This is a genomic window from Stenotrophomonas sp. C-A (genome assembly GCF_054030835.1).
The window spans coordinates 1636306-1660956 of the sequence record NZ_CM132916.1 but is presented as its reverse complement, the minus strand read 5'-3'; the positions used below and the strand labels follow the sequence as shown (position 1 = coordinate 1660956).

At 64.3% G+C, this 24651-nt stretch carries 23 protein-coding genes and 3 tRNA genes; 8 read left to right on the top strand and 18 right to left on the bottom strand.

All coding sequences use genetic code 11. The features are described 5' to 3' along the window. Positions 1-83: 83 nt before the first annotated feature. Both ACW5IY_RS07845 and ACW5IY_RS07840 read left to right on the top strand, forming a co-directional pair. Entirely contained in the window at positions 84-851 is a 768-nt protein-coding gene (locus ACW5IY_RS07845) for a MipA/OmpV family protein (RefSeq protein ID WP_049436557.1), read from the top strand. A 30-nt stretch (positions 852-881) separates the two neighbouring features. After that, positions 882-1166 (top strand): hypothetical protein, encoded by a 285-nt coding sequence (locus ACW5IY_RS07840; RefSeq protein ID WP_019337170.1) that lies wholly within the window; start codon positions 882-884, stop codon positions 1164-1166. A gap of 45 nt (positions 1167-1211) precedes the next feature. Here ACW5IY_RS07840 and ACW5IY_RS07835 read toward each other — a convergent pair whose 3' ends face one another. Further along, entirely contained in the window at positions 1212-1352 is a 141-nt protein-coding gene (locus ACW5IY_RS07835; RefSeq protein ID WP_010486087.1) for a hypothetical protein, read from the bottom strand. A gap of 183 nt (positions 1353-1535) precedes the next feature. Here ACW5IY_RS07835 and ACW5IY_RS07830 point away from each other — a divergent pair, with 183 nt between their 5' ends. After that, entirely contained in the window at positions 1536-1868 is a 333-nt protein-coding gene (locus ACW5IY_RS07830) for a hypothetical protein (protein WP_049436556.1), read from the top strand. Positions 1869-1966: 98 nt separating this feature from the next. On the opposite strand, the gene ACW5IY_RS07825 is transcribed toward ACW5IY_RS07830, so the two are convergent. From ACW5IY_RS07825 to uvrB, 3 genes are all read right to left on the bottom strand, one after another. Further along, positions 1967-2041 (bottom strand) — tRNA-Val (locus ACW5IY_RS07825). A 98-nt stretch (positions 2042-2139) separates the two neighbouring features. Continuing rightward, positions 2140-2214: transfer RNA gene (locus ACW5IY_RS07820), tRNA-Val, on the bottom strand. Positions 2215-2321: 107 nt separating this feature from the next. Further along, positions 2322-4346, bottom strand: a complete 2025-nt coding sequence (uvrB, locus tag ACW5IY_RS07815) for an excinuclease ABC subunit UvrB (protein WP_019337166.1) — start codon at positions 4344-4346, stop codon at positions 2322-2324. 128 nt (positions 4347-4474) lie between these two features. On the opposite strand from uvrB, the gene ACW5IY_RS07810 reads away from it, so the two are divergent. Then, entirely contained in the window at positions 4475-4999 is a 525-nt protein-coding gene (locus ACW5IY_RS07810; protein WP_049436555.1) for a GspH/FimT family pseudopilin, read from the top strand. 60 nt (positions 5000-5059) lie between these two features. On the opposite strand, the gene ACW5IY_RS07805 is transcribed toward ACW5IY_RS07810, so the two are convergent. From ACW5IY_RS07805 to grxD, 11 genes are all read right to left on the bottom strand, one after another. Beyond that, positions 5060-5136: transfer RNA gene (locus ACW5IY_RS07805), tRNA-Asn, on the bottom strand. Positions 5137-5209: 73 nt separating this feature from the next. Further along, positions 5210-5623, bottom strand: coding sequence for a type IV pilin protein (locus tag ACW5IY_RS07800; RefSeq protein WP_065428005.1), 414 nt, complete (start codon positions 5621-5623; stop codon positions 5210-5212). Between the two features lie 23 nt (positions 5624-5646). Continuing rightward, on the bottom strand, positions 5647-10356 hold the full coding sequence (locus ACW5IY_RS07795; protein WP_239682842.1) for a pilus assembly protein: 4710 nt from the start codon (positions 10354-10356) through the stop codon (positions 5647-5649). Beyond that, positions 10353-10763 carry a pilus assembly PilX family protein gene (locus tag ACW5IY_RS07790; protein WP_343144385.1) on the bottom strand — a complete coding sequence of 137 codons (411 nt, stop codon included), beginning with the start codon at positions 10761-10763 and terminating at the stop codon, positions 10353-10355. Before ACW5IY_RS07790 ends, ACW5IY_RS07795 begins: the two co-directional genes overlap by 4 nt. Before the next feature lie 80 nt (positions 10764-10843). Then, entirely contained in the window at positions 10844-11983 is a 1140-nt protein-coding gene (locus ACW5IY_RS07785; RefSeq protein ID WP_064968344.1) for a PilW family protein, read from the bottom strand. A 38-nt stretch (positions 11984-12021) separates the two neighbouring features. Beyond that, a complete protein-coding gene (gene pilV / locus ACW5IY_RS07780) occupies positions 12022-12492 on the bottom strand; it encodes a type IV pilus modification protein PilV (RefSeq protein ID WP_049436552.1) in 471 nt (156 codons plus the stop codon). Further along, positions 12489-13007 carry a GspH/FimT family pseudopilin gene (locus ACW5IY_RS07775; protein WP_049436551.1) on the bottom strand — a complete coding sequence of 173 codons (519 nt, stop codon included), beginning with the start codon at positions 13005-13007 and terminating at the stop codon, positions 12489-12491. Before ACW5IY_RS07775 ends, pilV begins: the two co-directional genes overlap by 4 nt. A gap of 161 nt (positions 13008-13168) precedes the next feature. Beyond that, positions 13169-14557, bottom strand: coding sequence for a nucleotide 5'-monophosphate nucleosidase PpnN (ppnN, locus tag ACW5IY_RS07770; RefSeq protein WP_049436550.1), 1389 nt, complete (start codon positions 14555-14557; stop codon positions 13169-13171). 252 nt (positions 14558-14809) lie between these two features. Continuing rightward, on the bottom strand, positions 14810-18058 hold the full coding sequence (locus ACW5IY_RS07765; protein ID WP_100049898.1) for a TonB-dependent receptor: 3249 nt from the start codon (positions 18056-18058) through the stop codon (positions 14810-14812). Between the two features lie 232 nt (positions 18059-18290). After that, positions 18291-19067, bottom strand: coding sequence for an SDR family NAD(P)-dependent oxidoreductase (locus tag ACW5IY_RS07760; RefSeq protein ID WP_049436548.1), 777 nt, complete (start codon positions 19065-19067; stop codon positions 18291-18293). After that, positions 19064-19384, bottom strand: a complete 321-nt coding sequence (gene grxD / locus ACW5IY_RS07755) for a Grx4 family monothiol glutaredoxin (protein WP_005408852.1) — start codon at positions 19382-19384, stop codon at positions 19064-19066. Before grxD ends, ACW5IY_RS07760 begins: the two co-directional genes overlap by 4 nt. 120 nt (positions 19385-19504) lie before the next feature. On the opposite strand from grxD, the gene ACW5IY_RS07750 reads away from it, so the two are divergent. Then, entirely contained in the window at positions 19505-20083 is a 579-nt protein-coding gene (locus ACW5IY_RS07750) for a superoxide dismutase (RefSeq protein WP_049423333.1), read from the top strand. 74 nt (positions 20084-20157) lie between these two features. Here ACW5IY_RS07750 and ACW5IY_RS07745 read toward each other — a convergent pair whose 3' ends face one another. The 3 genes from ACW5IY_RS07745 to purE all read right to left on the bottom strand — a co-directional run bounded on the left by ACW5IY_RS07745 (position 20158) and on the right by purE (position 22273). Beyond that, positions 20158-20499, bottom strand: a complete 342-nt coding sequence (locus tag ACW5IY_RS07745) for a carboxymuconolactone decarboxylase family protein (RefSeq protein WP_004152082.1) — start codon at positions 20497-20499, stop codon at positions 20158-20160. Positions 20500-20624: 125 nt separating this feature from the next. Continuing rightward, on the bottom strand, positions 20625-21773 hold the full coding sequence (locus tag ACW5IY_RS07740) for a 5-(carboxyamino)imidazole ribonucleotide synthase (protein WP_049436547.1): 1149 nt from the start codon (positions 21771-21773) through the stop codon (positions 20625-20627). Next, on the bottom strand, positions 21770-22273 hold the full coding sequence (gene purE / locus ACW5IY_RS07735) for a 5-(carboxyamino)imidazole ribonucleotide mutase (protein WP_005412808.1): 504 nt from the start codon (positions 22271-22273) through the stop codon (positions 21770-21772). The genes ACW5IY_RS07740 and purE overlap by 4 nt, the downstream gene beginning before the upstream one ends. 58 nt (positions 22274-22331) lie before the next feature. Between purE and ACW5IY_RS07730 the strand changes: the two genes are divergently transcribed. The 3 genes from ACW5IY_RS07730 (at position 22332) to ACW5IY_RS07720 (ending at position 24623) form a co-directional block, all read left to right on the top strand. Further along, positions 22332-22601 (top strand): Trm112 family protein, encoded by a 270-nt coding sequence (locus ACW5IY_RS07730; protein WP_005408847.1) that lies wholly within the window; start codon positions 22332-22334, stop codon positions 22599-22601. After that, the gene (gene nadC, locus ACW5IY_RS07725; protein ID WP_049436546.1) at positions 22598-23449 is read left to right on the top strand and encodes a carboxylating nicotinate-nucleotide diphosphorylase; all 852 of its coding nucleotides are present in this window, start codon (positions 22598-22600) and stop codon (positions 23447-23449) included. The genes ACW5IY_RS07730 and nadC overlap by 4 nt, the downstream gene beginning before the upstream one ends. A gap of 172 nt (positions 23450-23621) precedes the next feature. Then, positions 23622-24623, top strand: coding sequence for a DUF2272 domain-containing protein (locus ACW5IY_RS07720; protein ID WP_049436545.1), 1002 nt, complete (start codon positions 23622-23624; stop codon positions 24621-24623). Positions 24624-24651 lie beyond the last annotated feature (28 nt).

The following is a 24651-nucleotide window of genomic DNA, read 5'->3' as shown; positions in this document are numbered from 1 at the left end:
CGCGTGCCGAATGCCAAGGCGCAATGTTCTGACAATGTTGTGCCCGCACCATGCACAGCCATCCCCCGCAAAGTGGCTGATCGATGCCGTCGCTGTCCCCGACCCTGCTGCGCCCGTTGCTGTTCTCCGCTGCCATCGGCCTTCCGTTGATCACCCACGCCGCCGACCGGAACCCGGGGGTGCAGGCCGGTATCAGTGCCGGCGCGACCTCAGGGGCCTACGCCCACTACGACGTAAAGCCGCTGGTCGTACCGTCCATTGCCTGGCAGGGCGAGCGCTTCTTCGCCAGCCCGGGCTCGCTGGGCATGTACCTGTACAAGCGCGAGGGCCTGCGCCTGTCGGCGGCGGTCACGCCCTACACGCTGCGCTTCAAGACCGACGACGTGAACGATCCTCAGCTGCGTCGCCTGCACAGCCGGCAGATGTCCGCCATGGCCGGCATCAATGGTGAATACAGCGCCGACTGGGGCATCGTCGAGGCCAGCGTGATGCGCGAGGTCACCGGCCACGGAGGTGGCATGGAATCGCGCCTGCACTACAGCTATCCGATCCAGGCCGGTCGCTTCACCTGGGTGCCCAAGGTCGGCGTGGTGCACTCCAGTGCGCGCCTGCTCGACTACTACTACGGCATCACCGACGAAGAAGCGCTGCGCTCGGGACTTGCCGCCTACAACCCGGGCAGCGCGACATCGCCGAGCCTGCAGATCGCGGTCAGTACGCCTCTGGGCACGAAGTGGCGCGCGACCGGCGTCGTCGCCAACCAGTGGTTCGGCGATGCCGTAAAGGACAGCCCGATGGCCCGTCGCGGCACGCAGACGTCGGCCTTCATTTCCCTGATGCGCTCGTTCTGATCGAGCGCCCGCAACGGACAAGGACCCCCCATGGCCTCCGTCTCCCCTGCTGCTGAAGCGCACGCGATCCTGCGTGCCCCGGACCTGGACAGCGCCGAGCGCGCCTACCTGGGGCTGCTGCCCGACCTGGAACACGTGAACGCGTTGACGCGCCGCGCACTCGGCCTGTCGCGTGCCGCCGATGCGGCACGCGGCTATGCGTTGTCGATGACGCTGGTGGGATTGCGCCTGCAGGAACTTGAGATGGGCGAAGCAACCGCAAAGGAACATCGCCAGGCCACCCTGCGCAGCCTGCGCCAGGCCTTCAGCGCCTGAGCGCAGGCCAGCAACGCTGCCGGTGCTGCAGAGCAGCGGGAAGACTCAGCGGAACGTGGTCCACGCCAGCACTGCCGCCAGCAGGGCCACCCAGATCACCGCCTTGAAGGTACCCTCCAGCATGTTGCCGCCGAACAGCAGCTCGAGGATGGGATTGGGCCGGGAAACCGGAACGTGATCGCTCATGCGGCAGCTCCTTGCAGTGACGGCGCGATTGCGCGGTAGACCGAAGTCTACGCCTGCACGGCCCGGATTCATCGCCCCCCCGGCCGTCTTTGGCGGCTCAATTCCGGCCTTCGTCGCAGACCGGCTGCAGCACCCCACATGTCATGCCAGCCTGCGTGCACTTTCCCGCTGGAGCACCGTGCCATGCCGATGCTTGCCCTGATGCTGCTGCTCTCCAGCCTGTTCGGCGCTGGCAACGAACCCTCTGAAGAGGCCCTTCGCAGCCAGATCCTGATTGCCGAAACCCAGCCGCCGGAAGCCGTACGACAGGATTGCGGTTCGCCCTCCCTGCTGCTTTACCGGCTGCGCCAGGACCGGGTCCTGAGGCTGGCCAACCAGCCTCTGCAACGCGAACCCGCCGATGCCCAGCCCACGCGTGGTGCGACGGTTCGCGTTGCCCAGCTCTGGGAGCGCGTGGACGGCCACTGGAAGTTGCAGCGGATGATCAGCGTCGAAGACCTGGCCGTGCAACGCTGACCATGTGGAACCATGGTCGATGCCTAAAACGAAAAAAGCCGGCCCAGGGCCGGCTTCCATCGTGATCCACCGCTGCACCGGCAATGCCGGGAGCCAGGTGGTGGGCGGTACAGGGTTCGAACCTGTGACCCCTACCATGTCAAGGTAGTGCTCTACCGCTGAGCTAACCGCCCATATTGTTCTTGCCGCCCGAGAGCTGGCCTTGCTACGTAAAAACCCGGCGCCAGGGCCGGGCTTTGCAGTTCACGACAGCCTCCTTCCGGAGACTTCGTGGTGGGCGGTACAGGGTTCGAACCTGTGACCCCTACCATGTCAAGGTAGTGCTCTACCGCTGAGCTAACCGCCCGTTTTTGCTTCTGAACGTCCGCGATTGCGTCGGTGCAGGCCGCGTATATTACGGATGCCGGCCGTGAAGCGCAACACTTTTGTGAAGAAGATGCTGCACTGCCGCGTTCAGCCCAGACTCGCTTCCTTCAGCTGCCGGATCTGGTCACGCACGCGGGCGGCATCCTCGAATTCCAGGTCCTTGGCGTGCTGGTACATCTGCTGTTCCAGTGCCTTGAGACGGGACGCCAGCTGGGCCGGGCTGAGCGATCGATAGTCACTCCCCTCCTCGGCAACGCCGGGCCTGCCTTTGCCCTTGCCCTTCTTTGCTTCCTTCTCGGCGGCGTCCGAACGCGCCCCTTCCAGCACGTCGACGATCGGGCGCGCCACCGAGCGCGGCACGATGCCGTGCTCCTCGTTGTACTCGACCTGTTTGGCGCGACGACGGTCGGTCTCATCGATCGCGGCCTGCATCGAACGGGTGATCTTGTCCGCATACAGGATCGCCTTGCCGCGCACGTTGCGCGCGGCACGGCCGATGGTCTGGATCAGCGAACCGGTCGAGCGCAGGAAGCCCTCCTTGTCGGCATCCAGGATCGCCACCAGCGACACTTCCGGCATGTCCAGGCCTTCGCGCAGCAGATTGATGCCCACCAGCACATCGAACTTGCCCAGGCGCAGGTCGCGGATGATCTCCACGCGCTCGACCGTATCCACATCCGAGTGCAGGTAGCGCACGCGGATGCCGTGCTCGGTCAGGTACTCGGTGAGGTTCTCGGCCATGCGCTTGGTCAGCGTCGTGACCAGCACCCGGTCACCGGCCTTGATGCGCGCGTTGGCCTCGCTCATCAGGTCATCGACCTGGGTACCGACCGGACGGATCTCCACCACCGGATCGATCAGGCCGGTCGGGCGCACCACCAGTTCGGTGATCTCGTCACCCGCCTCGCGGTACTCGTACGGGCCTGGCGTAGCGGACACGTAGATGCTGCGCGGGCAGCGCTCTTCCCACTCCTCGAAGCGCAGCGGCCGGTTGTCCAGCGCCGAGGGCAGCCGGAACCCGAATTCGACCAGCGTCTCCTTGCGCGAACGGTCGCCCTTGAACATGGCACCGATCTGCGGAATGGTCACGTGCGATTCGTCGATCACCAGCAGCGCGTCGGCCGGCAGGTAGTCGAACAGGGTCGGCGGCGGCTCGCCGGCGTTCTTGCCGGTCAGGTGCCGGGAATAGTTCTCGATGCCGTTGCAGAAGCCGACCTCGGCCATCATTTCCAGGTCGAACTGGGTGCGCTGCGCCAGGCGCTGCGCTTCGACCAGCTTGTTCTGCGCGTACAGCTGCTCCAGCCGCTCCTTCAACTCGACCTTGATCGTCTCGATCGCTGCCAGCACACGCTCGCGCGTGGTGGCGTAGTGGGTCTTCGGGTAGACCGTGAAGCGCTGCATGTTGCGCAGCGTCTCGCCGGTGAGCGGGTCGAACAGGGTGATCTTCTCGACCTCGCCATCAAACAGTTCCAGGCGCAGGGCTTCGCTGTCCGACTCCGCCGGGAACACGTCGATCACTTCACCTCGCACGCGGAACGTACCGCGCTGCAGCTCATACTCATTGCGCGTGTACTGCAGCTGGGTGAGGTGGTTGATCAGGTCGCGCTGGTCGATGCGCTCGCCCTTGGACAGGATCAGGCGCAACGACAGGTAGTCTTCCGGCGCGCCCAGGCCGTAGATCGCCGATACCGTCGCCACCACGATCGCGTCCGGGCGCGACAGCAGGGTCTTGGTCGCCGCCAGTCGCATCTGCTCGATGTGCTCGTTGATCGAACTGTCCTTCTCGATGAAGGTGTCCGACGACGGCACGTAGGCTTCCGGCTGGTAGTAGTCGTAATAGCTGACGAAATACTCCACCGCGTTGTGCGGGAAGAACGCCTTGAACTCGCCATACAGCTGCGCCGCCAGCGTCTTGTTCGGCGCCATGATCAGCGTCGGCTTCTGCACGTTCTGGATGACGTTGGCGATGGTGTAGGTCTTGCCCGAGCCGGTGACGCCCAGCAGGGTCTGCTTGGCGATGCCCGCTTCGAAGTTGCTGGTCAGCTTTGCGATGGCATCAGGCTGGTCGCCCGCCGGCGAATACGGCGAGACGAGTTCAAAACGGTCGCTCATGGTGTTGCCAGTTCCCGGGAAGGGTGAGTATACGGGGCAAGCGGTGACGGCCGGCTGAGGGGTTTCCGGGCAGGCAGCCGCGGCGTTGGCCGATGGTGAATGCGCGAGCACGGAACGAGGCTGGAGGCATGTCCCTTCATCTTCGCCCTGCCCGGCTCCACCGCGGCCTCCATCTGATCGAGCTGCTGATCGCTGTCATGGTGCTGTCGGTCCTGCTGGCGTTGGCGTGGGGCCCCTGGCAACGCACGCTGCGGCACTTCCAGGCGGAAACGCTGCGCGCCGAACTGGTCGCCAGCCTGTCGATGGCACGCAACGCCGCCATCACCGAACGCCGCCGCGTGACGGTCTGCGGTTCGTCGGATGGCCTGAGGTGTGACCAGGCATGGAGCCAGGGCTGGCGGGTGCAGGTCGAACCGGCCAACAGCGCGACCGGCGCCGCAAGGGAACTCCGCGTACACAGGGCACGCCGGCGTCATGTCGACCTGCGCACCAGCGATCATCGGCCCGACATACGGTTCCGGCCCGACGGCCGCAATGCAGGCACCAACCAGTCCATCGTGCTGTGCATGAATGGACAGGAGCACAGCCGCGTCATCATCAGCGTCCCGGGACGGGTCAGGAGCCAGCGCCCGCGCAGTCCCACCCCGTGCTGAAAACTGAAATGCCATCGCGGAAACGAAAAAAGCCGCGATTTCTCGCGGCTTTTTCGAATCTGGCGCCCGAAGTTGGACTCGAACCAACGACCCCCTGATTAACAGTCAAGTGCTCTAACCGGCTGAGCTATTCGGGCGGGGTGCGCATTTTAGCCAGCGTTCGCAGGGGAGTGCAAGCCTTTTCTGCAATGTGGCGAAACGGCCCGCCCTTCACCAGCATCCGGGGCCCTTGCTGGCATTCGGCGTCTTTCGTCCGGCCTGATCAAGGGTCAGGGTCCCGCATTTGTCGTCTTCCTGGCCATTCTCCGGTACCGCCTGCAACTCGAACGCGGCCGCAGTCGCATCACCTTTCAAGGACAGTGCATAGAACGAGGTGCCGTTGCGCGGCGAGCTGGTGAACGGCAGAGTCAAACCGGCGTAGGTGTTCTGAGTGGTGTGATTGCGTTCCAGCACCTGCGCCAGTTCCACCAGATCGGCCTTGGCCTGGGCGCGCCGGGCCTTGCGCACGTGCTCGGTGTAAGCCGGCATGGCAACAGCGGCAAGAATCGCAACTACGGCAACGGTGATCATCAGCTCGATCAGAGTGAAACCACGGACGGTACGAAATGATGATTTCATGCGCATAGGCTTCCCGGATTGCAAACAGTTCATCGAATCTGCCGCCATGACTGGCGCCCACAGGGCCGTGGCAGATACATGCCATCGGCCCCCTGGGTACCAAGCATATAGGTGCATGGTTCCAGCAACTCATCCACCTTGCACTTGGTCTTGCTGGGGTCGCAGGGTGTCAGCTTGGGGACAAACACACTGTTGTTGGTAATCGGTCCGCCCTGGCTGCCCTTGCCCCCCTTGGTCAGCTTGATTCCACCACAGTTGCCGGTGCAGATCGAATCACCGCCGGGCTTGTCGCTGAGGCCAGACATGCCTCCCCCGCCGGTCAGCAGGTACACACCGTAGCGCCAGTTGACCCCCCCGCTGCCACAGATGGCGCTCCCGGGAACATAGGTCAGGAAGAACACACGGCCACTCTGAATCGTCGGCGTTGCAATGAAACGCTCGCCATCAACGATTGAATCGACGGTCAGGTCTACGTACCAGCCACGCTTGTTCGTATAGCTGACCGGATTGGAGGTAATGTCGCGGGTCTCATAGCCATTGCTGTCGGTGCCAACCAAGACGCTCTGCTGGACCAGGCTGGTGCGGTCGGCGATCGGTGTTTTCAGATCGTCCCATACGCCATACAGCGTCTGCACGCCGGTATTCGCATTGACGGTGTTGTCGTCGGCCGCGAAGTACTGCCCGGTACCGAAGAACAAACTGATGCCGCCGGCTGGACCGCTGCTGACTTCGATGCTTCCGGTGATGGGCTGGGCCACGTTGTTGCGGGTCGCAGTGAACAGTGGTGCTCCGCTATAGGCCACGTTCCAGTTGGCCGGATCATTGCTGGACAGATCGAACTTCCACAGATTGCCCTTCATGTCGCCGCCATACACCGTATCGGTCACCCCGTCCGCATTCTTCAGCGCCACCGGCACGATGTTCATCAGGCCATTGCGGCCCACGTACTTGGAATCAGCCGGACTCAAGCGCTTGAGCACCTTGCCGGTCTGGATATCGACCACGTACAGCACAGCCTTGCCACCTGACGAGTTCACACCGTTGCCGAACAGCGCGACAAAACGCGGTGCCCCACCACTGGTGGCGCTGGTCAACGGAACGATCGCTGGCTTGCCAAGCACGAAACCAAGATCTGATTCGTTCTTGCCGGATACTTCCCACAGCACCTTGCTGGCGTCGAACCCGCTCGGATCGCTGACATCCAGAGCGAATACCGAGCCATTGCCGACGCTTGCCGCATTCGGCGCCTTGCTCGCGCCACCGGCGCCGGTGGTCGCCGCCACCACGGTATGCCAGGAATCACCGTAATAGACATCCGAAGATGTCACCGGACCGTCCACATAGTAGCGGTGGCCATACTTCGGGTTCGCCAGTTCGGCAATGTGCTGCAGTGATGTGGACGGAATGAAAGCAAACTCCTCCCTGCCCGCCGCCGCTGTGGTGCTGGCATTGAAGCCGTGCAGCATGCCATCGTTGGCACCGACATAAACCATGGTTGGCGGTCCATTGGCCGCACGCTTTGCATTCAGGAAGGTCTTGTAGGCACTGCCGAGCGTCTGCTTCCACGCAACGCTCTGCGCCGTCCAGCCCCCATAGCCAAAATCATCGCGGTTGGACACGATTTCAGTAGTGGAGTTGATGATGTCACCCAGAGGCGAGGTGCGGGTCCGAAGCCCAGGCACTGCGCTGCCACTGAGATAGTTGACCAGTTGGTCGACAGTCGTGCTACCGAACCAGGCCGGGATCGGTGTCGGGGTGGTGCTGAAGCCCATCACCGCCAGCTTCTGCGCGCGGGTGCTGCCTGGAATGGCGGACGCCGTGAACGCCGCTGCAGCTACTGGCGTGACCACGTCCTTGGTGTCCTGCATGTTGGCGGATGTCGCCATGAAGATCTTGCGGTTGGCGCCCGCCATCCTGCTCGATGCACGCCACAATTCATCACCATCGGCGCCGCTGGGCAACACCTGGGTTCCCACCACGTCACCCGTCCAGTCATTTGAGCCGGCAGTAACCTTGTAATGCGAGCCTACCGTGAACGAGCCGGTAGTGATGCGTGCACCCGAGCCACTGCCACCGACCGGCGCGTCGCCCTCGGCAGCACTGGCAAAGATGTCATCCAGCGCCTGGCGCAGCTTGGAAGGATTGCGAGCCAGGAAGTAGTTGTCGGGTACTCCGGGCTTCTTGCTGTCCCACTTCTTGCCAGCCGGCACGCCGTATTTGGCGGCGTACCACAGCGGGCTTTCCAGCTGGCCGGCTGCCACACCACTTGAGGCCTTGTACTTGATCACCACCGGCCGATCCCACGTACTCGGGAAATCGTCGGACTGGGTAATGACGGAACCATTGCGCGCAGGACCGCTGGTGCCCCGTTGGTAATCACCCTTGCGCAGGGTCAGACGCTGCACCGTATCGGCGGCGTTCGAGCCGGAAATGGTATAGCCGGTCAGCATTGCGTTGCCGGCGAAGGCGGACAGGTTCTCGATTCGGATCAACACTTCGTCGGCCGCCACGGTGCTGCGCAAGGTGGTACCACGACTGGATTGATCGCGGTTGCACAGGGTGGTGGTGGTATTGGCAACCACGCTGCGGGCCGGATCAGCACGCCAGCACATGTCATTGGCACCCGGCGGCACAGTGTTGCAGGCTGCCCCTACGCAGTAGCTCATCATCGCCACAACGTCATTGTCGTGGTCATTGCCCCACAATGAGTCCTCCCATACCAGCGAGAAGCTGCCCGAACTCGCGTCATTCGCGTACGGCCGACCGTACTTGTTGTTGTTGACACCGGATTTCACTCCAACACCAACCGAACCCAGGAAGCAGCTGCGCCAACCGGCGTCCTTGATTTCCAGCCAACCGTCGTTGTTGGCCTGGCACAACGGCGCCAGACTGATGGTCTTGCCGCCGACCTTGATCTCGAACTTCGGCAGGTTCTCGGCCATCGCCACGGTATAGGTGGTGGCGGAGATCTTGTAACTGGCTGGCTTGCTCTGTACGCCTGGGCGCAGATCGGTAGCCGCTGCAGCCTTGGCCATGCCTGCCACCAGATAGCTACCCTCCATCGAAGGAATGTCGGGACAGATGCCACGCGCCAGGCTGAGATTGTCGACGGTACGCCCTTGGCAGATATCTTCGTGGGTATTGAGCACGGTGCCGCTCGGGGTCGTACCCACGCGACCGATCATCCAGCTTTTGCCGGCGATGCCCTCAGCGGTTCCGATATCGTTGGTCGCGGTAGTCGCGTTGATCGAAGCGGGCAACGTACCAATGTTGTCGCTGTCGAACGACGGCAGACCAGATGACATGACCAGAATGTTGCAGGTAGCGCAATAGGAGTTGCCGCCCTTGGCCGGGTCCCGATAGGGGTCGACCCAGGCAATGCCGGTTGGAAGCGTAGGGAGATCACCAGAATCACTGTAAACCTTGCTTCCACCCGTCACATAGCGCAGGGCTTCTGCATACATCTCCGCCAGCGGATTGCCCCAGGCGCTGCACTTCTGGTTGCCTGAGCCGGGGTTGTTGAGAATCTTGGATTTATCGGTGCCTACACGATTAAGAATGCCGTACTGGTTGCAGTCGGTCCAGTTATCCTTCCAGTTCCACTGGTCGATGCTGAAGTTGGAGATCGTGTTGATCACCCCTTCGCCATTGGCGGTCGCGCCGGACTTCATGTAGCAGAACTGTCCGGTGGAGAGATCGATCTCGTCACCGGTGCCGCAGAAGCTGTCACCATTGCCGGCCAGCTTGCCGATGTTCCTGCGCAATACGCCACCATCACGCGGATTGGCATATGTACCGGAAATCAGGCCAAAACGCAGGCGCCCGCTCTCGCCATAGGTCTGCAGCAGGCCGGCCGGCTTGTAACGATCGGTATTGCCACTGGTGTACTTGCGGCAGTAGTTTTCGCGCAAGGCGTCAGTGCCTCCCGCGCAGACATCCAGGCGCACAGCATAGTCCGCTGCCGATCCGGGCACGTCGCGCTTGCCGTCGGTATCGGTACGGCCGACGCCGCACTGATAACTGGCCGTCGATGCCCACTCGGACCAGTTGCCCGAAGCCACCCGCATCAGCGACCCGCTGGTGGCAGATGTGTTGCCATTGCAGAATGACCAGCCGGTGGAGTTCGCCGTCAGCGGTGCGAAGCTGCCGATGTCTGAACCGGTATACACCTTCACCCAAGCGTGCAGATCATTGGGAATCCGCGCGCGCTCGATGATGGTCTGGGTCAGGCTGTCTGTTGTGCGCAGTCCACCGTAAAGCACGCTACGCATGACGTCCAGCCTGCTCATGGTGACCCAGTTGAGGAAGTTGCCGGACCACTGGCCCGTGCAGCTATGACCGTTATTGCCACCGCCCTTCGCGGCAGCCTTGAACAGTGCGCTGGCTCCAGTTCCTGTCACCGAGTAGCAGAGTTTGGAGTCGAAGTAGCCGCCGTACTCGAATGCATCCAGATAGGTCGTATCGAGGATGCCGTCCTCACTGCCATCAGGACCGCCACCGATGTCGGTGTAGTCGCTGTATGCCTTGTTGAACAGCTGTTCGTCACGCGACATCACCATCATCATCAGCGGTGGCTGGCTCTGCTTGCTGTATAGCGGCTCCTGGGCGATATCGAAGTCACCAATGGCCGCACGTAGCGGAATCACCAGCGCGGCGACAGCAGCGACGACAGCACCAGCGGTACCCCATCGCAACCACTGGGACGGAGTGAGGCGGAGGAAACGGCGCGGAGTGTTCATGGAATGAAAACCGTATCGATGACGGCGCTGGCCGAAGCGTTGGTGGTGGCATCACTGGACAGGGCAGTGACCTGATAGATGTTGCCGGTGTCTTCGTTCAACTTCGCACCCACGCGACGACTGGAGGATGGGAAGCACTTGTCGATCCGACGGGTGTACTGCGCCGAGTTGGCGGAAACTCCATTGGCCCAGGTCAGTGGGTCGTAGGTTGGGCTGCAGGCCTCCTGCGCCGCAGCGTACAACCCACCACCTTCGATGGTGGTGGCAATGGTGTCCTCAACCTGACGGGCATTCTGCTCAGCGTTCTGGAACGCCAGGTTGGTCCGTAGATAATTGGCCGCCATGCGCTCCTGCATGCCTGTTACCTGCATGCCTGCGATGCCGATCAGGGCCAGCAGGATGAGCATGATCAGGGCAACGTAGAGCACCGCACCCCGTTGAGTGCGAGGAGGTTGCCAGCGGGGCGCGCGTAGAGCCATGGGATGCCTCAGTTGCCAAACAGGCGGTTACGGATTGCGATGGTCGTCTGGTAGGTGGAGCGCATGCGCCCATCACTGGGCGCGGCAAAGGTCACCCCCAGCGCAGTGAGTGCCGCCCCGTCCTTGGCCTGGGTAGCTGCGGCCGGGTCGGGGCTGGACATGACCAGACCCAGTTGCACGGCACCCACACGCCGCCAGGCCTGCGCGGTATCGGTCAATGACTTCTCCACGTCATCAGCGGTGCCTTGGCGGTCGATGAAGCCGGTTGGTGCGGTCCGCGTCAGGCCGCGATCCTGCCCGTACAGAAGCTGCATGTTAGCCACACCCTCGACCAGCGCTTCGGGCGCGCTGGCAGTGAATGCACCATTGGGAGCGGCACCGAAGCGGACGCGGTACAGCGAGGTCTGCTCCCTGTCGGCATCTTTACCGACGTAGAACACCACGCTTTCGGCGCGATGCAACATGGTCTGCCCTTCGGTATAGACGCTGCTGAAAGTGCCGGTGTTGTTCGGCGCGGTGTCAAAGGTCACGGTACCGGCAGCGGCATTCACTGCATTGGCCTGGAACGTGGTCGCGGAAATGCAATCTGCGACACCGAACAATCCCGGATTGCTGACACCACTGTTCAGCACCGCCACGCGCTTGGCGTCGAAACTGAAGATCGGCTTGGACGCGGTGCCGCCGATCAGGGTTACCGGGACACCGTCGGGCATCAGGTAGCGCATTGCCACGATATCGCTGCCGTTGACCCGGTTCGGCAGGGCATCAGCGATCTCCTTCGGCAGCACGGGGAGGTAGTCCACGCCGCCAGTCGGCGGATCAGCGCTGATCGTGACATCTTTGCCGGGCGCGGTCCCGACAGCTTCATAGCCCTGGATGGAACGGCCGAAGTCCAGGGTTGGATGCGCGCTGGCAGTCAAGGTGCTGTGCAGCGATCCGGAAAGATCGTGCGACTGGTCGTTGACGCAACCGAAATGGCCGGCCATCCGCAGTTCGCGCTGTAGGGTATCCATCGCGAACCGGCTATTTTCCTGCACGCGCGCCATGCCCTCGGACAACTGATAGGCCGCACGGGAGGCGGCGAACACCTGGATCACGGCGAGCATGATGATCAAGCCGATCGCGAGCGCAATCATGAGCTCGATCATCGAAACACCAGCCAGATAACGACGGTAACGAAGCGTGCTCACAGGCGTGTACTCGCACTGAAGGTAGTGTCATCGGCATCTGCACTCCAGCGCTCATCTCCCCAGCTGACGCGCACCGTGACCACGTTGTTGTTGCGAGTAACGGATGCACTGGCGTTGTCGCCGAGCGCTTTGCCCAGCCGGCAACGCCAATCTTTCATGAAGGCTGCCTGATCAATGTCCTTGCCGATCGGCGGATTGCACTCGCTTGTAGTCGCTGAGTAGTCACCTACGTACAACGCGGCAGCTACACGATTGATACGGACCTGATCGAGCAGTTCATAGCTGAGGTTGGTGGCTTGGGTGCGGTAGTTCGCACTCTGTACGTAGCGTACGTTCATGGTCTGAAGCAGAGCAAAGCCAAGCAGCCCGATGCCGAGCACAAGAATGGCGATCAGCACTTCAATCAGGCTGAACCCGTTCTGCGCGCGATGGCGCGCCACTTTCCACTGGATGCGACGGCGATTCATTTGCAGGCCTCCTTGTGCAACCTGAGCTGGCCCGTAAGGGACACCGTCAGACGCCGTTGAAGTGGCTGGTCACCGCATTTGTCTGGGCGAAGAGTAATGTCGGTGGCGGTAGCGGCCCGACTGCGCCCACGGGGATCGAACGCCACCGACACCGCGTTCACATCAACTCCGGACATCGCTGCGCGTGGCTCGCTGTAACGCAGGACGGCCTCCCCGGCATCGAAGCCGCCATTGCCGTTGGTGTCATCCCACACCATCCAGCCTTCGGTCCATGACTTGCCATCGCAACTGGTACCGGTACTGGAAGCACACATGCCGGCGCCGTGCGCATTTTTGACCGCTTCCGAGCGCGCCAACGCCAGCGAGGCCATCAACTCGTTGCTGGTCGTGGCCATTCGATTGGAACGGATCGTACTTTGGAAGCTGGGATACGCGATGGTGCTCAGGATCGCCAGGACGGCAACCGTGACCATCAACTCAACCAGCGTGAAGCCGTTTTGCCGGCGCAAAGACATTGGACGCTCCCCAGCGTGTTGATGGCCACGATGGGCCATCGCCCTGCCCCCGGCAAGCGGCGGCAGGATGAACGGTCATTCCGGGGCGACGGGCGTCAAAGCCTTGACGACCCGCCCTCCCCTGCCTGTGCCGGCGCGATCCCCATCGCGCCGGCACAGGCTCAGGCCAGCACCTGGTAGCAGGGCTGGTATTCGCCGGAGATCTTCATCCGGCGCTGTTCGACGAAGGCACGCAGCAGCCCGTCCAGGGCCTGCATCATGTCCGGGTCGCCATGGATCTGGAACGGCCCGAACTGCTCGATGCGGCGCATGCCGTCTTCCTTCACGTTGCCGGCCACGATGCCCGAGAACGCCCGGCGCAGGTCGGCCGCCAGCGCGTGCGGGGCACGCCCGTGGTGCAGGTCCAGCGCGGCCATCGCCTCGTGGGTCGGCACGAACGGCTGCTGGTACTCCCACGGAATCTCGATCGACCAGTTGAAGAAGAACGAGTCCTTCTGCGCCAGGCGGTGCTCACGCACGCGCTTGATGCCGTTGGCCATCTTCTTTGCCACCGCCACCGGATCGCCGATGACGATCTCGTAGCGCTCGGCGGCCGCATCGCCCAGGGTCAGGCGGATGAAGCGGTCGATCTGCTCGAAGTACGGCGCCGCCACCGTCGGGCCGGTCAGGATCAGCGGGAACGGCAGGTCCTTGTTTTCCTCGCGCAGCAGGATGCCGAGCAGGTACAGGATTTCCTCGGCCGTGCCAACACCACCGGCGAACACGATGATGCCGTGGCCGATGCGGACGAAGGCCTCCAGACGCTTCTCGATGTCCGGCATGATCACCAGGTGGTTGACGATCGGGTTCGGCGACTCGGCGGCGATGATGCCCGGCTCGGTCAGGCCGATGTAACGCGTCACGGTACGGCGCTGCTTGGCATGGGCAATGGTGGCGCCCTTCATCGGGCCCTTCATCGCGCCCGGACCGCAGCCGGTGCAGATGTCCAGGCCGCGCAGGCCCAGCTCGTAGCCCACCTGCTTGGTGTACAGGTACTCGTCGCGCGAGATCGAGTGGCCACCCCAGCAGACGACCAGATTCGGGTCGCCCGGGTTGAGGATGCGCGCGTTGCGCAGCAGGCCGAACACCGCATTGGTGATGCCCTCGGACGACTCCAGCTCGGCCGCGTAGGCAGGGCCCATCTCGATGGCCATGTAGGCCAGGTCACGCACCACCGCGAACAACAGTTCGGCGACGCCGCGGATGATCTCACCGTCGACGAAAGCCATCGCCGGTGCATTGACCAGGTCGATGCGCACGCCGCGATCCTGCTGCGCCACCTGGATGTCGAAATCGGGATACAGATCGCGCGCCGCGCGCGGATCGTCAGAAGCACTGCCGCTGGTCAGCACGGCCAGCGCGCAGCGGCGCAGCAGCTCGTGCATGCCGCCGGCGGAGGCATCGCGCAGGCGGGCCACTTCGGCCCGCGACAGCACATCCAGCCCACCGCGCGGGTAGATCCGCGCGTCCTGCACCGGCAGTGCACGGGCTGATTTTTCGTTCGTGGTCATGTCCAATTTTTCGCTTCCTTCAAGGTTTCCGACTGTACTGCCGCCCCCTTAAAAAGCAAAACGGCCGGGAAGCCCGACCGTTGGATGTGTGCTTCCCGCGTTCGCCTCTCCGGGACCGCATCGGCGGCGTTGGCACCGCGCACATTTCCGGATGCTACGCCGATGCCAGGTGACCTGCAAGGACTTTCGCCTGAACGGAAAACGGCCGGGTTTCCCCGGCCGTTTTCACTTACTGCTTCAGGCTCTGACGGATCAGAACTTGTACTTCACGGTCAGCTGCATCGACCAGCGCGACACGGCGGTGTTGCCCTTGTCGTTGTTGTTTTCCTGGACCGAGGAATCGTCCGCACCGGTGAACGAGTACACGTACTTGCCGGTGGCCGGATCGATACCCGCGAAGTTGCCCACGCGACGGGTGGCGTAGAAGCCGTAGTCGTCGATCAGGCCCCACTTCTTGTTGAGCAGGTTGCCGACATTCATGATGTCCAGCGCGATCTCACCCTTGTGGGTCTTCGCGAAGCCCGGGAACTCCTGGCTGATGCGGACATCGAAGCTGTTGACCCACTTGGCGCGGTGCTGGTTGGCCGGCACCGTGCTGCCACGATAGGCATCGAGTTCCGGGTTCTGCGCCAGCCAGTCGAAGAACTTCTTCTCCATGTCCACGCCGCCCACGAACAGCACGTCACCCGGGCCCTTCGGCACGTAGAACAGGTCGTTGCCGATTGCGCTGTCACCGTTGGCATCGTTGTAGAACACGTAGCTGTACGGACGGCCCGAACGGCCTTCATAGAACAGGCCGACGCGGGTGGCGTTGTCACCGAAGAAGTTGTGCTTCCACTCCAGGGTACCGGTGATACGGTCCTTGATCGCATAGCGCGAGTTGTACGCGATGTTCTCGTTGGCGTTCAGGATCTGGGTGTTGTTCCAGTTCGAGGTGTTCTGCGAGCTGGTCAGCGGGCTCACTTCCTTCGACTGGGTGTAGGTGTAACCCAGCGACCAGCCCCAGTTCTCGGTCAGCGGCTTGGCCAGCGAGAAGGTGGCCTGGCTGCCACGGCCCTTGTTCGTGTTGCGCAGGAGCAGCACGTCGCCGATGTTGTTCGGGCGGTAGTTGCGGTTCAGCACGCCATTGGTGCCGTTCTCCATGCCCAGATTGTCACCGGTGCGGCTGTCGATCTTGCTGTTGGCCTGGTTCAGGCCCTTGTCGTTCCAGTAGATCTCACGACCGTCCTGTGCCGACACGTAGGTTGGGCCATTGCCCTTGCCATCGGTCAGGTCCAGACGCTCGAAGTACAGGCCATCCTTGACCTTGGTGAACAGCAGTTCGGCCGACGCCACGATGCCGTACCACGGCAGTTCGTGATCGAACGCCAGGTTGGCCTTCCACACCGACGGCAGGCGGGTGCCCGGGTTGATGATGTCGACGTTCTGGCGCGCGATGATCTTCGACGGATCCGGGATGAACGGATTGTCGGCATCGACGCTGAAGCCGCCCGGGTTGCCGCTGACGTTGTACTCAACGTAGTTCAGGCCGGTGTTCTGGTACGCACCTGCCAGCCACACGTTCGGGGCAGCACCGCCGAACAGGCCCACGCCGCCGCGCAGCTGGGTCGGGCGATCGCTGTCGAAGGTGTAGTTGAAGCCAACACGCGGCTGGATCAGGCTCTTGTCCACCAGCTTGGTGTTGTCATAGCCGTAACGGGACTGGATGTCCGCGTTGTACTTGGTCTGGCTGGTGAAATCCGGGATGTCCACGCGGACACCGAACATCAGGCTCAGGTTGTAGTTGATCGCCCAGGTGTCTTGGATGAACAGACCGGTGTTCTTCAGGTGGAACTTGGCCGGAATGTCATCCAGGCTGCCGCCCGGACGCGGAACGCGCAGCTGGTAGCCGTTCGCGGTGCCCTTCAGGAACGAGGCCAGGTCACGGAAGTCATACGCGCCGTACAGGTTGCGGCCGTAGAAGTTCATCAGGTCGTTGTCGGTGTAATCGAAACCGAACTTGATGGTGTGGTCACCGACGTACCAGGTACCGGCACCGAAGGCACTCAGCTCCTTCGACTCGACCAGGTTGGTGTGGGTATTCTGCTCGGTACCCAGGTACAGCGAATTGCTGCCGAAGCGGACGCGCATCTGCGGCAGGTGCGAAGCCGCAACACGGTTGGACGAGTAGTCCTTGTGCGAAACCTTGAACTCGGTCGAGAAGTTCTCGGACCAGTCGCTGAACAGTTCACCCATCCAGGTTTCGTATTCGGTCGGCTGGGTGTACCAGAAGTCGCTCAGCGACAGGGCGCTGCTGCTGACCTGCGGGAAGCGGACGACGTCCTGCTTCATCTTGTTGTAGCGCAGGGCTGCACGATGGTTCTCGTTGATGTTCCAGTCCAGCTTGACCGCGTACTCTTCGATCTCGGTCTTGTTGTTCAGGTCGCTGACGCTACCCACCGGATGACCCAGTTCCGCCATGCGCTTCTGCACGGCCGAGATGTCGGCGTCGCTGATGCCACCCTTCGCCGGATCCTTGTTGTACGGGCTTTCGCTCAGGCTGACGCCGCCGCCGCTACGCTCGTACTTTTCGTAGTTGGTGAAGAAGAACAGCTTGTCCTTGACGATCGGGCCGCCGAAGGTCATGCCGTAGGTCTTCTCGTCCTTGAAGCCGTTGAAGTCCGTACGATCACCTTCCAGGCGCGAGCGGACCATGTCCTTGTCGCGGTACGAACCGTACACGGTGCCGTGGAATTCGTTGGTACCCGACTTGGTCACGGCGTTGATCACCGCACCGGTGCCACCGGCGATGGTGGTGTCGTAGTTGGCCAGGTCGATGTTGATTTCCTGGATGGCATCCATCGACACCGGCTGACGCTCGGTCGGCAGGTTGTTGGAGCCCAGGCCGAACGGATCGGAGGCACTGATGCCGTCGATGCGGATGGCGTTGTAACGGGTGTTCTGGCCACCGGCCGAGATCGCACCGTCAGCCTTGCTGACCTGCGAGATGCGCGGGTCCAGGCGGATGTAGTCCTGGATGTTGCGGTTGGCCGACGGCAGCGCGTCCATCGTTTCGCGGGTCACGTTGGTGCCGGTGCCCATCTTGGTCGCGCTGAACAGGTCCAGGCCGCCGGCGGTGGCGACAACGTTCACGGCGTCCAGGTTGGTGGCAGCCAGGTCACCGCCCAGGTTGGCATTGACCGTGTTGACCTGGTTCAGGTTCAGGAAGACACCTTCTTCGGTCTTGGTGCCTTCACCGGACTTGGTGATGGTGATGGTGTACGGGCCACCCACGCGCAGGCCGCGCGCGTTGTAGCGACCCGACGCATCGGTGGTGGCACGCGAAACGGTGCCCGACTCGGTGTGGGTGATGGTGACTTCAGCGCCAGCGACAGGCTGGCCTGCAGAGGACATCACCTGGCCGCCGACACCGGCAGAGGTGCTCTGGGCGAAGGCGGGAGCGGCGGCGAGCGCAGCCACGAGACCAAGGGTGAGCTTGGACATCCGGAGTGGGTGGGTCATTTTTCGGTAGCCTCGATGCGAGTTGGCGATGGCGGAAAAAAAGCGCATCCAAACAGCCCTGCGGGTGGCTGGTCGGACATTTATCTGGGGTTCCCTACCGCTTGGCTGAAGGAAGCCACAACGGTTAACACTAGATTAACACGCTACGCCATCAATGTGACGGTTGTGCGACAAACGGCACCGGATCGCAACGCAATCGTGACGGGTTCTTCACTCCGCCTTTCCCCGGAACTCACTCGCCGGGAGGCGCCTCGCTGGCATCGAAAATCTGGCCGCGCCAGGTAGCGCCAGCACTGGACAACAGGGTCACGGCCGCGGCGGCGGCGGCCTCCGGGCCTTGCGCGGCCGGGTCCTGGTCTACGGAATAGGCCCGGGCCCGCAGGGCCGTGCGCAGCGGACCGGGGTACAGGCCACTCACCCTTACCGGGCTGCGGCCGAGTTCGTCGTGCAGGCTGGCGATCAGGCCACGCAGGCCATGCTGGGCCACGCCGTAACCGCCCCAGTAGGCCTGGCCGACCCGTTCGGGGGCATCGACCGCAAACACCAGCGCCGCATCTTCGCGCTGCCGCAGCAGCGGCAGGCAGGCCTGGGCCAACCAGGCGGGCGCAGTCAGGGTGACGTGCACCGCGCGGGCAAAACTGGCCGGGTCTGCCAGCTCAAACGGGGTCAGGCCCGGGAAGTGAGCGGCACAGACCAGCAGGCCGTCCAGGCGCCCCAGCTCGCGCTGCAGGGCCTGGGCCAGCTCGGCATAGTCGTCGGGGCCCGCGCCTTCCAGATCCAGCGGATACAGCAGCGGCTCCGGGCCGACCGCCTGCACCTGGGCGTAGACACGGTCCAGGCGGCGAGGCTTGCGGCCCAGCAGAACCACGGTGGCCCCGGCGGCCGCAGCAGCCACTGCCGCCGCACTACCCAATCCGCCACCGGCACCGGCGACCAGCACCACGCGATCCTGCAACGGGCGGCCATCGAGCGCCCCGTCGGTCGGTGACGTCGATGGCCAGGCACTCATCCCTGGGTCGCCTCTTCGACGATGCGCTTGAGCTCGCCGGCTTCGAACAGCTCCAGCACGATGTCACAGCCGCCAATCAACTCACCGTTGATGAACAGCTGCGGGAAAGTCGGCAGGTTGGAAAAGCGCGGCAGGTTGGCGCGGATCTCGGGCTCTTCCAGCACGTTGACGGTGCGCAGGGTGACCGCGCCGGCCGCCATCAACGCCTGTACGGCGCGGCTGGAGAAGCCGCACATCGGGTATTGCGGGGTGCCCTTCATGAACAGCACGAGCGGGTAACGATCGACCTCGGCCTGGATTTGCTGCATTACCGCCACAACCACACTCCTTGCTTCGCCGGACAAACCGACCGTGATGGTCGGCTAGACTGCCCACGGTAGCCGCCATTGTAAGCGGATGGAACCGGCTGCCGCCGCCCCCTGGCCACGAACCTGTCCATGCCTGTCGAATTGCCCGCCCTGCCCTATCTTCCCGGCTCCCTGCAGCCGCACCTGTCCGCACAGACCGTGGAACTGCATCACGGCCGCCACCATCGCGCCTATGTGGATGCCGTCAACGCCGGCATTCTCGGCACCGAGTGGGAGGAAGCGTCGCTGGAGGAGATCGTCCGCCACGCCCAGGGCACGCTGTTCGATGCCGCCGCCCAAGCCTGGAACCATGGCTTCTACTGGCAGTGCCTGCGCCCGCGCGGCGGCGGTGAGCCGCAGGGGCGACTGGGCGAACTGGTCAAGCGCCAGTTCGGCGACGTGCAGCGCCTGCGCGAGGAATTCAACCGCACCGCACTGGGCCTGTTCGGCTCCGGCTGGGTCTGGCTGGTGCAGCATCCGGGCGGGCAGCTGGGCCTGCAGGCCACCCGCAATGCAGGCACGCCATTGACCGGTGAAAGCACCCCGCTGCTGTGCTGCGACGTCTGGGAGCACGCTTACTACACCGACTACCAGAACGATCGCGCGCGGTATCTGGACGCGTTCTGGCAGATGGTCAACTGGGAATTTGCCGAAAGCCAGCTGCGCTGACCCCTGTAGAGCCCAGCCCATGCGCGGCTGCTGTCCGGCCAGCCGAGCATGGGCTCGGCTCTACAGATCAGGCATCACGCGCTCTCGTGCGCGGCCACGGCGTCCATCACCCGCGCCGAGTACACCAGCGCCGCACCGGCGTTCAGCGACACCGCCACACCGAGCGCCTCGGCGATCTCCTCGCGGCTGGCGCCGTGCTTCAGCGCGGCATCCACGTGCACGGTGATGCAGCCGTCGCAGCGGGTGGTCACCGCCACCGCCAGCGCGATCAGCTCGCGGGTCTTGGCATCGAGGTGGTTGGTCTGGGCCCCGGCATTGGCCAGCGTGGCGTAGCCCTTTACCGTATCCGGCGAGAGCTTGCCGATCTCGCCGATGCGGCCCTTCAGTTCCTTGCGGTAGGCATTCCAGTCGAGCATGGGGGTGACTCCTGTGAAAGGAGCTCCACGCTACCACCGGGAATGTTGCGCCGATGCCTGCACCGGCGCGCCACACCGTTGCAGCCACACAGGGTAGTGCCGGCCGCTGGCCGGCCCCCCTTTGCTCAGCGGTTGCGCAGCGCCTGCACCGCCGGCGCCACCTGCGCCTGGCGATCCAGCTCCAGGCCGACCTGCTCCAGCGCATCGGCCAGTGCGGCAGCCTCGTCATCGCGCAACGTGGCGTGGCCGACCTTGCGACCTTCGCGCGGCTCCTTGCCGTAGTCGTGCCAATGGCCGCTGGACTGGCCCAGCACCGGCGCGGGGTCAGGCATCGCACCCAGCCAGTTCAGCATGCAGGCATGGCCGAGCATGCGGGTGCTGCCCAGCGGCAGGCCCAGCACGGCACGCAGGTGGTTCTCGAACTGCGAGGTCTCGCTGCCTTCGATGGTCCAGTGGCCGGAGTTGTGCACGCGCGGCGCCATCTCGTTGGCCAGCAGTTCGCCATCGCGGCAGAACAGCTCCAGCGCGAACACGCCGACGTACTGCAGGTGCTCGGCAACGCGGCGGGCATAGCCGATCGCGGCCTGCTGCTCGGCATCGGAGAGCACGGCCGGGGCCACGCTGGCCGACAGCACGCCGTCGACATGCCAGTTGCCAGTGACCGGCCAGGCCTCGAAGCTGCCATCGCGGCCACGCACGGCGACCACGCTGACCTCGCGCTGGAACGCCACGAACCCTTCCAGGATCAGGCCGGTACGCTCGACCTGCGCACCCAGTGCATCCCACGCGGCGTCGATGTCGGCCTCGCTGCGCAGGCGGAACTGGCCCTTGCCGTCGTAACCAAGGCGGCGGGTCTTGAGGATGCACGGCAGGCCGAACTCAGCCGCCTTCGCAGCCAACTCGTCACGGCTGCGGATATCGGCAAAGGCCGGCAGCGGGATACCCAACTGCTGGAACAGGGTCTTCTCGCTCAACCGGTCCTGGGCCACCGCCAGCGCGGCCGGCGGCGGATAGACCGGCACGCGGTCGGCAAGGAACTGCGCGCTGTCGGCCGGCACGTTCTCGAAATCGAAGGTGACCACGTCGACCTTGGCAGCGAAGTCCGCCAGTGCCTGGCGGTCATCGAAGGCGCCGACCGTGAGCGGCGCCAGCGGGCCGCTGCAGGCGTCGGCCGCCGGGTCGTACAACTGGAAGCGCAGCCCCAGCGGCGCACCGGCCAGGACCATCATGCGGGCGAGCTGGCCGCCGCCCAGGATACCGACGGTCAGGCTCATTGGCGCGGATCGTCGTGGGCCATCACGTCTTCGGTCTGGCGTGCACGGAAGGCGTCGAGCGCCTGGCCGATCGCCGGCTGGTCGCTGGCCAGCATTGCGGCGGCGAACAGCGCGGCGTTGGACGCGCCGGCATTGCCGATGGCGAAGGTGGCGACCGGGATGCCGGCTGGCATCTGCACGATCGACAGCAGCGAGTCCATGCCGTTGAGGGCCTTGGACTGCACCGGCACACCCAGCACCGGCACGGCGGTCTTGGCGGCGATCATGCCCGGCAGGTGGGCGGCCCCGCCGGCCCCGGCGATGATCGCGCGCAGGCCACGCGGGCCCGCCTGCTCGGCGTAACTGAACAACACATCCGGCGTCCGATGCGCGGACACCACCTTCACTTCGAACGGAACACCCAGGGCTTCAAGCTTCTGGGCGGCGTGCTGCATGGTTTCCCAGTCGGAACGGGAACCCATGACGATGCCGACAAGCGGCGCGATCGGGTTGGGGGTCATTGGCCGTCACCTGCCTTAAAGACGTATTCTAGCCATCTTCCACGCAAGACGAAGAACCATGGATCGCAAGCTGCTCGACCTGCTGGTGTCGCCGGACACCCGCCAGCCCCTGTCCCTGCTGGATGGCAAGGGCCTGGAAGCCCTCAACAAGGCCATTTCCGCCGGCGCGGTGAACAAGGCCGATGGCAACCCGCTGGCGCAGCCGCTGCGCGAAGCGCTGGTCACCCGCGACCGCAAGCAGGTGTTCCGCGTTGACGACGGCATCCCGGTGCTGCTGGCCGAGGAAGCCATCCCCACCGCCCAGATCGCCGACTTCCCGGCCGCATGAGCGCGCTGCCGACGCCGGATGCGGCCGTTGTCGCCGCCGATGTCGCGCGTGCGCTGGCCGAGGATCTTGGCAGCGGCGACGTCACCGCTGCGCTGTTGCCCGACCAGGCTGACAGCGCGTACCTGCTGTGCAAGCAGGACGGGGTGATCGCCGGTCGCCCCTGGTTCGACGCCACCCACCGCGCGCTCGACCCGGAGGTGCGCATTGAATGGCGTGTCTCCGAAGGTGACGCGGTCACTGCCGGCACCGTGCTGGCCGTGCTGCATGGGCGCAGCCGCAGCCTGGTGAGCGCCGAGCGCACCTCGCTGAATTTCCTGCAGACGCTGTCCGGCACCGCCACGACCACCGCGCGTTACGTGGCGGCGGTGGCCGGCACCGGCACGCGCATCCTCGACACCCGCAAGACCCTGCCCGGCCTGCGCCTGGCGCAGAAGTACGCAGTGCGTTGTGGCGGCGGCGAGAACCACCGCTTCGGCCTGTACGACACGGTGATGCTGAAGGAAAACCACATCCGCGCTGCCGGTTCGCTGCCCGCAGCCGTGGCTGCCGCGCGCCGGCAATGGCCCGCGCTGCCCCTGGTGGTCGAGGTGGAGGATCTGGCGCAGCTGCGCCAGGCGCTGGAAGCCGGTTGCGAACGCATCCTGCTGGATGACTTCAGCCCGGACCTGCGCCGCGAGGCCGTGCGCATTACCGCCGGCCGCATTCCGCTGGAAGTGTCCGGCAGCGTGGGCCTGGGCGGCCTGCGTTCGATCGCCGAGGACGGCGTGGACTGCATCTCCATTGGTGGCCTGACCAAGCACGTGCAGGCGATTGACCTGTCGTTGAAGCTGGGCCCGCCGCCGGGCTGAGGCCTACGTGACCTTGTAGCGCCGAGCCCACGCTCGGCTGCTTCTCGATCTGCGGCGCGCCCTGCACGCGTTGAGCCGAGCACAGGCTCGGCTCTACACGATCCGGAACGCCTTCACGGCTCGGCTACGGCCGCCTCTGCGACGCTGCCGACATCCCCCACAGGAGCCGCGCATGCGCCGGATGCTCTTGCCTGCCTGTCTGCTGCTCGCGGCAGCCCCCTTGTCCGCAGCGGCCGCCGAAGCCTGCGATGTGCCACCGCGCTTCGGCCTGAGTCCGCTGGCGGTGGCCATCCGCAACACTGCCTGCAACGAGCACCGGCTCTGGTACCGGCCCTTCATCGACCGCGATGGCCGCGCCGCCAGTCTCAGTGTCACCGAAGCCGAAAGCGATCACCTGGCCGACAACGGCCTGATCGCCTGGCAGCGCGTGGCCGGCTACTGGCGCAACAGCGGCACGCTCAACGCGATGGGCAGCATCGCGGGTGCCAGCAGCTGCCTGGCACCGCTGGGCACGCGCTACACCGACAGCGACTGCCGTGCCTTCCTGGTCGACAACCCGTGGTCGGCCGCGTTCATTTCCTGGGTGATGGTGCAGTCCGGCGTTCCCGGCTTCAACACGTCGCCGCGCCATATCGACTACATCCGCGCCGCGTACCAGGGCGGCCCCTCGGGCGTGCCGTACCGGCTGGTCGATCCCGCGACCGCAAAGCCCGCGCCCGGCGACCTGCTCTGCTTCCTGCGCGACCGCAGCACCACGCTCAGCTACAGCGGGCTGGTGCAGGCGCTGGGCAACGGTTCGGTGGGCCACTGGAAATCGCATTGCGAAGTGGTGGTGGCTGCCAACCTCGGGGGCGACCAGACCCTGTACCTGGTCGGTGGCAATGTCATGAACACCGTGGCGATGCGGTTGCTGCAGCTGGACCGCACCGGGCTGATCAAGTTGCCTCCGGCACGCGAACGCAACAGCACCGGCATCGACCCCAGCTGCACGCCCGGCCGCGAGGACGAATGCAGCTTCAACCGCCAGGACTGGGCAGCGCTGCTGCAGTTGACCGCCACATCACCGCTGGTGATGCCGTCACCAACTGCGACGCCAATGCAGCCCGCGCCTGTGCCGCAGCCGGTCGTCATACCGCCTCAACCAGTCTCTGCTGGTCCACAACCGACGCGGTGATGCCAGGCGCTTGATCCAGCGCGCGTTC

Bases quoted from the DNA above. Each gene is read 5' to 3' on its own strand.
- ACW5IY_RS07845 (WP_049436557.1), top strand. From the start codon at position 84: ATGCCGTCGCTGTCCCCGACCCTGCTGCGCCCGTTGCTGTTCTCCGCT.
- ACW5IY_RS07840 (WP_019337170.1), top strand. From the start codon at position 882: ATGGCCTCCGTCTCCCCTGCTGCTGAAGCGCACGCGATCCTGCGTGCC.
- ACW5IY_RS07835 (WP_010486087.1), bottom strand. From the start codon at position 1,352: ATGAGCGATCACGTTCCGGTTTCCCGGCCCAATCCCATCCTCGAGCTG.
- ACW5IY_RS07830 (WP_049436556.1), top strand. From the start codon at position 1,536: ATGCCGATGCTTGCCCTGATGCTGCTGCTCTCCAGCCTGTTCGGCGCT.
- uvrB (WP_019337166.1), bottom strand. From the start codon at position 4,346: ATGAGCGACCGTTTTGAACTCGTCTCGCCGTATTCGCCGGCGGGCGAC.
- ACW5IY_RS07810 (WP_049436555.1), top strand. From the start codon at position 4,475: ATGTCCCTTCATCTTCGCCCTGCCCGGCTCCACCGCGGCCTCCATCTG.
- ACW5IY_RS07800 (WP_065428005.1), bottom strand. From the start codon at position 5,623: ATGCGCATGAAATCATCATTTCGTACCGTCCGTGGTTTCACTCTGATC.
- ACW5IY_RS07795 (WP_239682842.1), bottom strand. From the start codon at position 10,356: ATGAACACTCCGCGCCGTTTCCTCCGCCTCACTCCGTCCCAGTGGTTG.
- ACW5IY_RS07790 (WP_343144385.1), bottom strand. From the start codon at position 10,763: ATGCTCATCCTGCTGGCCCTGATCGGCATCGCAGGCATGCAGGTAACA.
- ACW5IY_RS07785 (WP_064968344.1), bottom strand. From the start codon at position 11,983: ATGATCGAGCTCATGATTGCGCTCGCGATCGGCTTGATCATCATGCTC.
- pilV (WP_049436552.1), bottom strand. From the start codon at position 12,492: ATGAATCGCCGTCGCATCCAGTGGAAAGTGGCGCGCCATCGCGCGCAG.
- ACW5IY_RS07775 (WP_049436551.1), bottom strand. From the start codon at position 13,007: ATGTCTTTGCGCCGGCAAAACGGCTTCACGCTGGTTGAGTTGATGGTC.
- ppnN (WP_049436550.1), bottom strand. From the start codon at position 14,557: ATGACCACGAACGAAAAATCAGCCCGTGCACTGCCGGTGCAGGACGCG.
- ACW5IY_RS07765 (WP_100049898.1), bottom strand. From the start codon at position 18,058: ATGACCCACCCACTCCGGATGTCCAAGCTCACCCTTGGTCTCGTGGCT.
- ACW5IY_RS07760 (WP_049436548.1), bottom strand. From the start codon at position 19,067: ATGAGTGCCTGGCCATCGACGTCACCGACCGACGGGGCGCTCGATGGC.
- ACW5IY_RS07750 (WP_049423333.1), top strand. From the start codon at position 19,505: ATGCCTGTCGAATTGCCCGCCCTGCCCTATCTTCCCGGCTCCCTGCAG.
- ACW5IY_RS07745 (WP_004152082.1), bottom strand. From the start codon at position 20,499: ATGCTCGACTGGAATGCCTACCGCAAGGAACTGAAGGGCCGCATCGGC.
- ACW5IY_RS07740 (WP_049436547.1), bottom strand. From the start codon at position 21,773: ATGAGCCTGACCGTCGGTATCCTGGGCGGCGGCCAGCTCGCCCGCATG.
- purE (WP_005412808.1), bottom strand. From the start codon at position 22,273: ATGACCCCCAACCCGATCGCGCCGCTTGTCGGCATCGTCATGGGTTCC.
- ACW5IY_RS07730 (WP_005408847.1), top strand. From the start codon at position 22,332: ATGGATCGCAAGCTGCTCGACCTGCTGGTGTCGCCGGACACCCGCCAG.
- nadC (WP_049436546.1), top strand. From the start codon at position 22,598: ATGAGCGCGCTGCCGACGCCGGATGCGGCCGTTGTCGCCGCCGATGTC.
- ACW5IY_RS07720 (WP_049436545.1), top strand. From the start codon at position 23,622: ATGCGCCGGATGCTCTTGCCTGCCTGTCTGCTGCTCGCGGCAGCCCCC.